The organism is Rhizobium album (genome assembly GCF_003122325.1).
Taxonomy (GTDB): domain Bacteria; phylum Pseudomonadota; class Alphaproteobacteria; order Rhizobiales; family Rhizobiaceae; genus Metarhizobium; species Metarhizobium album.
In genome coordinates, this window is record NZ_QFBC01000038.1 from 1 (window position 1) to 12,917 (window position 12,917).

Annotated in this window: 8 protein-coding genes; 2 read left to right on the forward strand and 6 right to left on the reverse strand. The window is 61.4% G+C overall.

Features of this window, described 5'->3' with window-relative positions; genetic code table 11:
- Positions 1-432 precede the first annotated feature (432 nt).
- Positions 433-2,388 (forward strand): M23 family metallopeptidase, encoded by a 1,956-nt coding sequence (locus DEM27_RS32880; protein WP_109462440.1) that lies wholly within the window; start codon positions 433-435, stop codon positions 2,386-2,388.
- Between the two features lie 135 nt (positions 2,389-2,523).
- Here the strand turns inward: DEM27_RS32880 and clpB are convergent, their stop codons facing one another.
- The 6 genes from clpB to DEM27_RS32910 all read right to left on the reverse strand — a co-directional run bounded on the left by clpB (position 2,524) and on the right by DEM27_RS32910 (position 12,076).
- Positions 2,524-5,124, reverse strand: coding sequence for an ATP-dependent chaperone ClpB (gene clpB, locus DEM27_RS32885; RefSeq protein ID WP_109462441.1), 2,601 nt, complete (start codon positions 5,122-5,124; stop codon positions 2,524-2,526).
- 237 nt (positions 5,125-5,361) lie between these two features.
- The gene (locus tag DEM27_RS32890) at positions 5,362-6,132 is read right to left on the reverse strand and encodes a DUF4167 domain-containing protein (RefSeq protein WP_109462442.1); all 771 of its coding nucleotides are present in this window, start codon (positions 6,130-6,132) and stop codon (positions 5,362-5,364) included.
- 322 nt (positions 6,133-6,454) lie between these two features.
- Positions 6,455-7,333 (reverse strand): peptide chain release factor N(5)-glutamine methyltransferase, encoded by an 879-nt coding sequence (gene prmC, locus DEM27_RS32895; protein ID WP_109462443.1) that lies wholly within the window; start codon positions 7,331-7,333, stop codon positions 6,455-6,457.
- Positions 7,330-8,412, reverse strand: coding sequence for a peptide chain release factor 1 (gene prfA, locus DEM27_RS32900; RefSeq protein WP_109462444.1), 1,083 nt, complete (start codon positions 8,410-8,412; stop codon positions 7,330-7,332). The genes prmC and prfA overlap by 4 nt, the downstream gene beginning before the upstream one ends.
- 31 nt (positions 8,413-8,443) lie before the next feature.
- On the reverse strand, positions 8,444-10,711 hold the full coding sequence (gene ptsP, locus DEM27_RS32905) for a phosphoenolpyruvate--protein phosphotransferase (RefSeq protein ID WP_109462445.1): 2,268 nt from the start codon (positions 10,709-10,711) through the stop codon (positions 8,444-8,446).
- A 90-nt stretch (positions 10,712-10,801) separates the two neighbouring features.
- Positions 10,802-12,076: an aspartate kinase gene (locus DEM27_RS32910; RefSeq protein WP_109462446.1), complete on the reverse strand. Its 1,275-nt coding sequence runs from the start codon at positions 12,074-12,076 to the stop codon at positions 10,802-10,804.
- A 193-nt stretch (positions 12,077-12,269) separates the two neighbouring features.
- Here DEM27_RS32910 and DEM27_RS32915 point away from each other — a divergent pair, with 193 nt between their 5' ends.
- Positions 12,270-12,764 (forward strand): hypothetical protein, encoded by a 495-nt coding sequence (locus DEM27_RS32915; RefSeq protein WP_109462447.1) that lies wholly within the window; start codon positions 12,270-12,272, stop codon positions 12,762-12,764.
- The last annotated feature ends 153 nt before the right edge of the window (positions 12,765-12,917 follow it).

The window sequence follows — 12,917 nt, forward strand, 5'->3', positions numbered from 1 at the left end:
CAAATCTGCTAAAAACTCACAAACAGCTGATTATAAACAATAAATTCAAACGCAATCCCAAAAACGACCCAAAAACCAAACCAAAGCCAAAACCAAAATCACCCAAACGCAACCACAGGGCTTTGCCAGATGATCAAGTGTTCTCGCAAAGAGGGTGATGAGACGTTCCGTCGTCCACCGCAGGAAGCAAACGGACAAAAAAGCCAGATACGGACAAGCCTGATATGCATGATGGGGATAAATGTGGATCGCCCTGACAAATTCACAATTCGCTGCTCTACGCAGAAGACTTGGCGGGACTTTTGGTGATTTGCGCTGCGATCACGCATCATGACGAGCGGTCAGAGGATTTGACTCGCCTGCGCGAAATATGCACTTCTGACCGCAACAAGCATACGGACGTGCAATAACGGGGAAAGACACAGGGTCGGCATGGTATCGGACAAGAATATGATCCGCTCCCTGGGCAACGAGCCGCCAATTCTGGCGGACGGCCGCCGCGCGCCCGATCGGCGCGAGATTTCCCTGCGCTGGCTTTCCGGCACCTTTCTAACCGGCATCACCTCCAGCATCCTGATGGGTGTCGCGCTGTTTGCCGCCCTCGACGGCCGCCAGCAGCTGGCCATTCCCGCCGAAGCCTTCGCGACCACCGATATCGACAATGCTGCAGGTACTGCGGAGAACAACGTCAAGCGCGGCAGCCGGTTGTTTGCCACAGCGATCGCCGCCAAGCCGGTCGATCGCCAGATCATGGATGTCTCCACCGTCGTCCACGAGGGTGAGAAGGAAGTCGTGCGCCGCCGCCCCTTCGCCCATGTGAAGATGGCGCTGGCCGCCAGCCACATCACCACCGAGGATTATCCGGCCTTCGACCCGCTGACAATCTTTTCCACCGACGAGAAGATGCCGGTTGCAGCGGCCCGCGCCGGTGTCATCTATGGATCGGACGTGGAATCCGAAGTCAGCCTGAAGACCATTGCCTTCCCCACGCGCAGCTCCCCTTTCACTTACGCGCCGTCTATGTCGCTGGAAGAGGTGGAGGAAAACGTCCGCTCCAACGGCTCGGTCCTGACGGACGGCAATTCCCAGCTCGCGGCCCTCTATTATGTCGATCCCCGGCGCTTTGCCGCCGACGAAAACGACGTCGATCTGACCGAAGGCCTGGCATCCGCGCGTATTCTCGAAGAGAACATGTCGGTTTCGGCGCCGCAATCGATCACGCCGGAAACCCCGGAATATGCCGACGACATCATTCCGGTCAGCCGCGAGACCAAGATCGCCCAGGCGATGGCCGATTCCGGTTATTCGAAGGCCGAGGCGGAAGACGTGCAATCCTATGCCGAACCGCTGCTCGAAGAGCCTAAACTTCTGGAAGGCGATGTCCTGCGCATCGGTATCATCCAGAGGGGCGAAAAGGCCAAGATCGTCCGCGCCAGCGTCTATCGCCGCGGCCACCATGTGCTGACGGTCGCGCTCAACGACAAGGGCAGTTTCGTGCGCGGCACCGAACCGCCGATGCTCGACGCCATCGCGACCGCCTTCGACGGCCGGCCGGCGCAGACAGTCGCCAACCGCGACCTGCCGCGCGTCTATGACGGCATCTACCGCGCGGCGCTGTCTTACGGCATGAACCAGGACATGACCGCCCTTGTGGTCAAGCTGCTTGCCAGCAATGTCGATTTCCAGGCGCAGCTGAAGCCGACGGATTCGCTCGAGGCCTTCTTCTCGGTCGCCGATGAAAGTGGCCAGGCGACGGCCGATTCCGAACTTCTCTACGTCAATGCCTATTTCGGCGACACCCAGACGCGGTTCTATCGTTTCCAGAATCCCGATGACATGTCGATCGACTATTTCGACGAAAACGGCAAAAGCATCCGGCAGTTCCTGCTGCGCAATCCCGTGCCGAACGGGGTGTTCAAGTCGGGTTTCGGCATGCGCCGGCACCCGATCCTCGGTTATTCGCGCATGCATACCGGCACGGACTGGGCGGCCCCCCGCGGCACGCCGATCATCGCAGCCGGCAACGGCGTGGTCGAGAAGGCCGGCTGGGATTCCGGCGGCTATGGCAATCAGACGCTGATTCGCCATGCCAATGGTTACATCTCCTCCTACAACCATCAGAGCGCCATTGCCAAGAATGTCCGGCCGGGGGCGAAAATCACCCAGGGCCAGGTGATCGGCTGGGTGGGGACGACGGGTCTTTCGACCGGTCCGCACCTCCATTACGAACTGATCGTCAACGGCACCAAGGTCGATCCGTTGCGCGTGCGCCTGCCCGGCGGCAAATCGCTGGACGGCGAGACACTGGCGAAATTCGAGGTCGAGCGCAAACGCATCGACGCGCTGCTCGGCACCGACGACAAGGCCAAGCAGGTCGCCAGCCGCTGATCGGGATGGGGCATGTCGCGCAGAAGTGCGCAGCGCTTTTACAAAAACAACATGCGGAAGCAGTAGCGCCGAAACGAAACAAAAAATGGCGGCCCGTGAGCCGCCATTTCGTTTTTTCATCGCCGCAATATCCGCTCAGGCGGCTTTGCCGACTGCCGGCCGGACCGAAAACAGCAATCGGTCCGAACCCGAGGTGACGTGAACCCGAACTCCATCCGGGATCTCCCCGCCAAGAATCTTCTCGGCCAGCGGATCCTGGACGTATTTCTGGAACACCCGCTTCAGCGGGCGCGCACCGTAGACCGGATCGTAACCCTTGTCGGCAAGCCAGATACGCGCATCCTCATCAAGCTCGAGCGTGATCTTGCGTTCGACCAGCAGTTCGGCGAGGCGCTTGAGCTGGATCTCGACGATCGCACCCATCTCCTTGCGGCGCAGCCGATGGAACAGGATGATCTCATCGACGCGGTTGAGGAATTCCGGACGGAAAGACGCCTTGACCACATTCATCACCGGCTCGCGCACGGCCTCGCTGTCCTCGTCCTCGCCGAGATTGGTGAGGTATTCGGCACCAAGGTTCGAGGTCATGATGATCATGGTGTTCTTGAAGTCGACCGTCCGGCCCTGGCCATCGGTCAAACGACCGTCATCCAGCACCTGCAGCAGCACGTTGAAGACATCCGGATGCGCCTTTTCGATTTCGTCGAACAGCACGACCTGGTAGGGCCGGCGGCGAACCGCCTCCGTCAATGCGCCACCTTCGTCATAACCGACATACCCCGGAGGCGCACCGATCAGGCGGGATACGGAGTGTTTCTCCATGTATTCCGACATGTCCATGCGTACCAGTGCCGTCTCGTCGTCGAAGAGAAAGCGGGCAAGCGCCTTGGTCAGTTCGGTCTTGCCGACGCCGGTCGGACCAAGGAAGATGAACGAGCCGATCGGCCGGTTCGGATCCTGCAGCCCGGCGCGCGACCGACGCACGGCGCGCGAGACGGCCTGCACCGCATCGCCCTGGCCGACGACGGACTTTGCCAGCTCGTCTTCCATGCGCAACAGCTTTTCACGCTCGCCTTCGAGCATCTTGTCGACCGGGATACCGGTCCAGCGCGAGACGATATGGGCGATGTTGTCGGGGGTGACAACCTCCTGAACCATGCCGCCGGTGCTGCCGTCCTGCTCCTCGGCGGCGGCAAGCTGCTTTTCGAGACCCGGGATGATGCCGTAGGCAAGCTCGCCGGCGCGCTGGAACTCGCCCTTGCGCTGGGCAATGGCCAGATCGTTGCGCGCCTCGTCGAGGCGACCCTTCAACTCCGCGGCAAGCCCGAGCTTCTGCTTTTCCGACTGCCAGCGGGCCGTCAGGGCATCAGCCTGTTCTTCAAGGGAAGTCAGGTCGGTTTCCAGCCGGCCGAGACGGTCGACGGACGCCTGGTCGGACTCCTTCTTCAAGGCTTCGCGCTCGATTTTCAGCTGGATGATACGGCGATCGAGTTCGTCGAGTTCTTCCGGCTTGGAATCGACCTGCATGCGCAGGCGGGCAGCCGCTTCGTCCATCAGGTCGATGGCCTTGTCGGGCAGGAAGCGGTCGGTAATGTAGCGGTTCGACAAGGTCGCAGCCGCAACCAGAGCCGAATCGGAGATCCGGACCTTGTGATGCTGCTCGTATTTTTCCTTGAGGCCACGCAGGATGGAGATCGTATCCTCGACCGTCGGCTCGTCGATAACCACGGGCTGGAAACGGCGGGCAAGCGCCGGGTCCTTTTCCACATGCTTGCGGTATTCGTCGAGCGTCGTGGCACCGACACAATGCAGTTCGCCGCGGGCAAGAGCCGGCTTCAGCAGGTTGGAGGCGTCCATGGCGCCATCGGCCTTGCCGGCACCGACCAGCGTGTGCATCTCGTCGATAAACAGGATGATCTCGCCGTTTTCGGCCTGCACCTCGTTGAGGACAGCCTTCAGGCGCTCTTCGAACTCGCCGCGGAATTTCGCGCCGGCAATCAATGCACCCATGTCGAGCGCCATCAGCCGCTTGTCTTTCAACGATTCCGGCACGTCGCCATTGACGATGCGCAACGCAAGGCCTTCGGCGATCGCCGTCTTGCCGACACCGGGTTCGCCGATCAGCACCGGGTTGTTCTTGGTGCGACGGGAGAGGACCTGGATGGTGCGGCGGATTTCGTCGTCACGGCCGATCACCGGATCAAGCTTGCCTTCGCGGGCTTCGGCGGTCAAATCGCGGGCATATTTCTTCAGCGCGTCAAAACCCTGTTCGGCATTGGCGCTGTCGGCGGTGCGGCCCTTGCGGATGTCGTTGATCACCTGATTGAGCGAAGCGGCGGTCACGCCGGCCTTCTTCAAGCTGGCGGACGTCGAAGCCGATGATTCGATGGCCAGCGCCAGAAGCAGCCGCTCGACGGTGACAAAGCTGTCGCCGGCCTTCTTGGCGGCGTCTTCCGCGGTGGTGAACACCTTGGCAAGCGGCGGCGAAAGATAGACGGAACCATTGCCGCCGGATACTTTCGGCAGCTTGGAAAGGGCACTGTCATTGGCAAGCCGGGCTTCCTTGGCATTGCCACCGGCGCGCTCGATCAGCGAGGACGCCATGCCCTGGTCGTCATCAAGCAACACCTTGAGCACGTGCTCGGGCGTGAACTGCTGATGGCCTTCGGCCAGCGCATAGGTCTGGGCGGATTGCAGAAAACCGCGTACCCGCTCGGAGTATTTTTCAATATTCATTCCATACCTCCATAAGATCGCTCCGCCCGAATCGGCACGAAACGACGTGACAGGATAGGTCCCCGTTATGGCGAACCTTCTCGGCGAGCCGGTTGGGCCGGCTGGCCTTCAGAGGAGATATGGTCGCTCAAATCGGCAATTTAAAGAGGCCGTTGCAGCAAAAACCCCGGACAGGCCGGGGTTTTGACGTTGGTCAATTCTTGACGATGCAAGCTGCCGGCATGATCCGGCACGCCGTCATTCCGAAGCGGCTGTCTCGAGGGCCGGGGCTTCAGAAGCACCCTCGCCTTCAGCGCCTTCTTCCGCACTGCGGCGCGGCTGGCGGCGGGGGCGGGTGGCTGCACCCGCGCGCCGGCGCGGCGTCTTTTCACGCGGGGCGGCGGCTTCGGCTGCGGTCTCCGCCTCGATGGCGACTTCCGCCGGCGTGCCCTCGATCACCGGCTGCGGGCCAGAGCCGGTGATCACCGGCTGCTCCGCGACGATGGCGACCGGAGCCGGCTGCTGTACGGACGGCTGGCGCTCCTGCTGGCGGCGCGGTTGGCGCGGCTGCTGCGGTGCCTGAGGCTGCTGGGCCACGACCGGCTGGCTGACAGGTTCCTGCTGCTGTGGCGGAGCGGGAGTGGCAGCGACGTCGTCCAGATCGCCGCTGTTGACATCCATGTCATCGCCATCGCGATCATTGTAGTCGGTGCGGTCGTCGCGCTGGAAGCGTTCCTGCATCTGCGACTGCGCAGCAGCGATGATGCGGTTGTAATGTTCGGCGTGCTGCAGATAGTTTTCCGCCATGACGCGGTCGCCGGCACTCTGCGCATCACGGGCCAGGGTGGAATATTTTTCGGCGATATGCTGGGCAGTACCGCGGATCTTCACATCGGGGCCGGAGCTGTCATATGTTCTGGTCAGCGGGTTGGAACCCTTGCGGTTGAAGTTGTTGTTGTTACCGCCGCCACCATTGTTGTTGTTATTACCACGCCCTCGACCGCGCTTGTTCTGCTGTCCTGGCCTCATCGATCGCTCACCTGAATTTCGCTTGTGTGATGGTAAAATGGCATCAGTGCCGGATCCCGCATGGATCGAAGCCATATATGCCGATGGCAGACGACGACCTAGCATCGTTCTGCGCTGGTGAAGTCAAATTAACTGATTCACGCATCAGAAAATCGTCAACCCTCGAACTCTTTTCAAGGAGATAACTTGAGGCCGATCCGTCTGGAACGAATCCACGTTCTTCCCGGCCACCCGATACGTGAGGGCAAACTAGCCCGCTTCCCGCGGAAATCCAAGCCCTTTCTCTTTGCTCCGCCAAATTTAGCTGTGCTCCTGCAACATTTTATTTCGTATTGTTGCAAGCAAACACAAGGACACGATCATTATGTCCGTAGTCCTGTGCCGATTCGGCAAGCAGGAAACCCTTTTGCGTAAAAAGAGCCGTCACGGATTGCTTCTGGTCGAAACCGATTTCGACCGCCACAATCCCGTCCAAGGCGAGGAAAGATCCGGCATCTGCGGCAATGGCACGATAGGCATCCAGCCCATCCTTGCCGCCGTCCAATGCAGCCAAGGGATCGAAATCCCTGACTTCAGGATCAAGCTCATGGATGACACTACTGGCGATATAGGGCGGATTTGAGACGATAACGTCGAATTTTCCGTCGATCCCGGCAAACCAGTCGCTTCTGATCGTACAGTAGCGCTCCGCCACACCATTGAGATGGGCGTTCGCCATCGCCGTTGCAAGGGCGTCCTCGGAGACATCGCTGCCGAGACATTCGGCTTGCGGACATTCCTTGAGCAGGGCAAGGCCGATGGCGCCGGTGCCAACACCGAGGTCAAGGATCCGAGCCCTGCCTTTTTCCGCGACAATGCGCCGCAAGTAAAAAAGCGTCTTTTCGACCAGGATTTCGGTATCGGGGCGTGGCTCCAGCGTTTCGCGCGACAGGCGCAGATCAAGCCCGAAGAATTCCCGGTGACCGAGGATGCGGTGCACCGGCTCACGTTTCAACCGCCGCTCGATGGCGACCGCAACGGCTTGCCGCTCGGCCTCGCCGAGCAAGCGGTCACCGCCGGTAAAAACCTCGGTATTCGAGAGACCCAGCAAACCGCCCAGCAACAGCCGGGCCTCGATCGCCGCATCCGGCAGTCCCGCCGCGGAAAACCGCGCTCTCGCCGTCGCGACCCATTCCCCGAGCGTCGCGCCGTTTGCGGTCACAGTTGCTGCTCGCCCAGTTGCGCAAGTTGTCCCGCCTGGTAATCCGACAGCAGCGCATCGACCACCTCGTCGATCTCGCCCATCATCATGCGGTCGAGCTTGTAGAGGGTGAGGTTGATGCGGTGGTCGGTCACCCGGCCCTGCGGGAAATTGTAGGTGCGGATGCGTTCCGAGCGGTCACCGGAACCGACCTGGCTCTTGCGTTCGGCCGAACGTTCGCTGTCGCTGCGCTGCCGTTCGGCGTCGTAAAGTCTTGCACGCAGAACCTGCATCGCCTTGGCGCGGTTCTGGTGCTGGCTCTTTTCCGAACTGGTCACCACGATGCCGGTCGGCAGATGGGTGATTCGCACGGCCGAATCGGTGGTGTTGACGTGCTGTCCGCCAGCCCCCGAGGAGCGCATCGTATCGATGCGGATGTCTTCGGCGCGGATCTCGATGTCGATTTCTTCGGCTTCCGGAAGAACAGCAACTGTTGCCGCCGAGGTATGAATACGGCCGCTCGCCTCCGTTTCCGGAACCCGCTGGACGCGGTGCACGCCCGATTCGAATTTCAGCCGCGAAAAGACACCGCGGCCGCTGATCGTCGCGATGATTTCCTTGAAGCCGCCGGCATCGCCTTCGCTTGCGGACAGCACTTCGACCTTCCAATTGTGGGCGGCAGCGAATCGCTCGTACATGCGGAAAAGATCGCCGGCAAACAATGCCGCCTCGGACCCGCCCGTGCCGGCACGGATTTCCAGGATAGCACTCTTTTCGTCCGCGGCATCCTTGGGCAGCAGCAGGATCTGGATATCCTTGCCGAGCGCATCCAGCCGGTCCTTGACGTCTGGGAGCTCGATTTCGGCAAGATCGCGCATCTCGCGGTCGACGGATTTGTCGGCGAGCATGGCTTCGAGATCGGTCGCCTCGGCCTGGGCCTTCTGATACTCGCGAATCTTGCCGACCACCGGCTGCAATTCGGAATATTCCGAAGCCAGCTTCACATAGACATCGGCCGGCGGGCCCGCTGACATGCGCGCCTCGATCTCGCCGAACCGGCGCTCCAGTTCGCGCATCTTTTCAACAGGAAGCTGAGCCAATCTTCACTCCGGATTTTGTTCTTGGTGTCTTTTACAGCGGAATATTGTGCGCTTCGGCGAATTGCGCCAGGATTTCCCGGATCGGGGCGCCCGGCTTGCGTTCGTCGAGTGCGGCGTTCAGCACCTCGGAAAGCTGGCCGACGTCGAGCCCGAGCAGCATCGCCTTGATCGGACCGATGGCCGTCGGCGACATCGACACCGAACGGAAACCGATGCCGAGAAGCGCCATGGCCGACAAAGGCTTGCCGGCCATCTCGCCGCACAGGGTCACCGGCGTCTCGTTGCGTTCCGCCGCCCGCACGATATCGCGCAGGATGCGTAGAAAAGGTCGTCCGAGCACGTCGAAACGATCCGCCACACGCGCATTGCCGCGGTCGACCGCCATCGAGAACTGGAAGAGGTCGTTGGAGCCGACGGAGACGAAATCCACCTCGTCCATCAGTTCGTCGAGCTGCCAGAGCAGGGCCGGCACTTCCAGCATGGCGCCGAACTGCAGCTTGCGCGGCAGCTGGTAGCCGAACTTCGACAGGTGCTGCACTTCCTTCTGGAACAGTTCGCGAACCGCCCGGATCTCCGAAACCTCCGTCACCATCGGGATCATCATCTTCAGTTCGGCGCCGCTCGACGCGCGCAGCAGGGCGCGAAGCTGGGTGCGCAGCAGGCCCGGCCGGTCGAGCGCCAGGCGGATCGCCCGCCAGCCGAGCGCCGGGTTTTCCTCTTCATGCGCCCGGAAATAGGAGAGCACCTTGTCCCCGCCGATATCCAGCGTGCGGAAGGTCACCGGCCGGCCGGCCGCCTGCTTCAGCACGTTGCGGTAAAACTCTTCCTGTTCATCCGCCTTCGGCATGTTGGAAGCGATCATGAACTGCAGTTCGGTGCGGAACAGGCCGATGCCGGTGGCGCCCGATTCGAACAGCTGCGGCAGGTCGACGAGCAGGCCGGCATTCATCTGCAGGTTGATGAGCTTGCCGTCCCGGGTGGCCGGCTCGACATCGCGCAGGGCGCGGAACTGTTCCTGCCGGCGGGCACGCAGCCGCACCTTTTCTTCGTAGGCCTTCTGCAGATCGGCCGGCGGGCGCAGATGGGCGGCGCCCTCGTCGCCATCGATGATCAGCGCATCACCGTTTTCCGCCAGCGCGACGATGCCGACTGCCTGGCCGACGACGGGAATGCCCATGGCACGGGCGACGATGACCACATGGCTGGTGACCGCGCCTTCCTCCAGCACGAGCCCGCGCAGGTTCTGCCGCGGATAGTCGAGCAGTTCGGCAGCGCCCATGGCGCGCGCAAGAATGATCGCATCCTGCGGAAAGCCGTTGCCCATCGTGCCCGGTCCGAAACCGGTCAGCTGCCGCAACAGACGGTTGGCGAGATCTTCGAGATCGTGCATCCGCTCCCGCAGGTAGGGATCGGTCAGGCGCATCATCCGCGCCTTGGTGTCGCTCTGCACCTTCTCGACCGCCGCTTCCGCCGTCAGGCCGTTGCGGATCGCCTCTTCCAGCTTGCGCACCCAGCCGCGATCATGCGCGAACATGCGGTAGGTTTCCAGAACCTCGCGATGCTCGCCTTCCATCGACACTTCGCGCCGCGACAGCATGTCATCGATGGAGATGCGCAGCGAGCCGAGCGCCTCGGCGAGCCGGTTGATTTCCTTCTCGGTGTCGTCGTTGAGCAGGTTGGTGACGACGATGCGCGGTTCGTGCAGCACGACGTAACCGAGCCCGATGCCTTCGCTATAGCTGTCGCCTTCGATCGTCACCGGCCGGGTGAGGTCGAGCTCCAGCCCCGGGCGGGTGATCTTCTTCAATTCGCCGGTTGCAATCATTTCCGCCAGCAGCATGGCGGTGGTTTCCATCGCCTCTGCCTCTTCCTCCCGGTAGTTCCGTTGCGCCTTGTTCTGGACGACGAGAACGCCAAGAGTGCGGCCGGCGCGCAAAATCGGCACGCCGAGGAAGGAATGATAAATTTCTTCGCCGGTTTCGGGCAGGTAGCGGAAGGCGGGATGCGCCTGGGCATCGGAAAGATTGAGCGGCTGGGCACTGGCGGCAATCGTGCCGACGAGGCCCTGCCCCATCTTCAATTGCGCCAGGTGCACGGCATCCTTGTTGAGACCTTCGGTGGCATAGAGTTCGAGAACGCCGTCGGCACGCAGCACATAGACGGAGCACACTTCCGCAACCATGTTCTGCGCAATATGGCGAACAATCTGGTCCAGACGCTCCTGAGGCCCAAGCGGTTCCGCCATCAACTCGCGCAACCGCTTGAGAAGGACGCGCGGACCTGCGGACAGGTCTCTCATCGCGTGCATGCTCCCGAAAACTATGCTTCCAACCCGTCCATGGCGACCACGGCGCAAAAAGCACCGCAGGATGTCAAAACAGGCTTACGATCAACTCTTATCGAGACCGTAGCAGGAATGCAAAGTCCGAACAGCAAGTTCGGCATAGGCGCCGTCGATAAGGATGGAAATCTTGATTTCCGACGTCGTGATCGCCTTGATGTTGATGCCTTTTTCGGCAAGTGCGCGGAAAGCGGTCGCCGCAACGCCGGCGTGCGAACGCATGCCGATGCCGATGACCGAAACCTTCACCAGGCCTGATTCGCTCTGGATGACGTCGTAGCCGATCTTCTCCTTGTTTTCGGAGAGAACCTTGCCCGCCTTTTCGAGGTCGCCCGAAGGCACCGTGAACGTCATGTCGGTGCGCGAACCGTCTTCGGAAATGTTCTGCACGATCATGTCGACGTTGATGTGGTTTTCGGCCAGCGGGCCGAAGATCGCGGCGGAAACACCCGGCCGGTCGGCAAGGCGCCGGAGCGAAATCTGGGCCTCATCCTTGGCATAGGCGATGCCGGTGACAACTTCCTGTTCCACGATCTCTTCCTCGTCACAAATCAGCGTACCGGGCGGATTGTCGAAATCACCCATGCCCGGCGCATCGGGGTCTACGAAACTGGAGCGCACGAAGGTGCGAACCTTGAACACCATGGCAAGCTCGACGGAGCGGACCTGCAGCACCTTGGCGCCGAGCGACGCCATTTCGAGCATTTCCTCGAAGGCGATCTTCTTCATCCGCCGCGCCTTCGGCTCGATGCGGGGATCGGTGGTGTAGACGCCGTCGACATCGGTATAGATGTCGCAACGATCCGCCTTGACGGCGGCGGCAATCGCCACGGCCGAGGTGTCGGAACCACCGCGGCCGAGGGTGGCGATACGGTTGTCCGGGCCGAGCCCCTGGAAGCCGGCGATGACGGCAACCTGGCCCTCACCCATGCGGCGGACGATCTCCTCGCCCTCGATTTCAAGGATGCGGGCGGCACCGTGGGCGTTGTCGGTACGGATCGGGATCTGCCAGCCCTGCCAGGAGCGGGCATTGATGCCGATCGACTGCAGCGCGATCGCCAGCAGGCCGGACGTCACCTGCTCGCCGGAAGCGACGATGGCGTCGTATTCACGCGCATCGTAGAAGGGGGCATTTCCCCCCGAAACCTTCGGCATGTTCTGGACCCAGGCGACCAGTTCGTTGGTCTTGCCCGACATTGCTGAGACCACCACGGCAACCTCGTGGCCGGCATCGACTTCACGTTTCACATGGCGGGCAACGTTGTGAATACGGTCAAGATCCGCGACGGACGTGCCGCCGAATTTCATCACGATGCGTGCCATTCGATCATTCCAGATGCGTGACGGCGCTTGCTGGCGCCCGGCCGAAGAGACCGCCCGGTCCCCCTGAGCGGCATAATGCGGCGTCTCTTAGCGAAAAGCCGGCAGGCGTGCAATGGGCAAGCCGGGCAAAGCGGTACTCCCGGAAACCAAAAGGGGCGATCCGTGTTATGGTGGACAAAACGGAGGACGCAAGATGCCTGTCAGTCAGTTCAGGACAAAGGATCGCCCGGCCCAGAGTTTCGATTATGCCGATTTTTTCAAACGGTATGCGAAGGCTTTCGAGCAATCGCTGGCCGATCCGTCACACATCCCCACCCTGCGCTCGTTCTTTGCCGAACACTTCCTTGGCCTCTCCTTCGAGGGCACGGTGGAGGCCGGCACCAACGACGAGAATTTCGGACGGATGCTGGACGAGGGATATGCCTTCTACAAGGCGATCGGCACGACGGCGATGCGTGTCGAAAAGGTGATCGCCCAGCCCCTGCACGAAGACCACGATCGGATCGAGGTCTTCTACACCGCAGAGTACCGGCGGCCCGGCGGCGCGCAATTGTCCATCCCCTTTTCGGTGGTCTACCTGACGCAGCGCCGCGCGGACGGCGCGAAGATCTTCGCCTTCATTGCCGGCGACGAGATGGCGCTTTATCGCCAGTACGGTCTGGTCGACGAGAACGGCAAGCCGACATAAACAAAGGGCGGGGACCTGCCCCGCCCTCAGACTACTGACAAACCCGTCGATTTTTATCGGCGGGTTTGTCGTTTTTGGGGATGCTCGCAGGAGAGGTGTTTATGCCTGTAGTATTGCGTTATGATAGGCAGGCCAAGGAGTTCATCCCCAAGC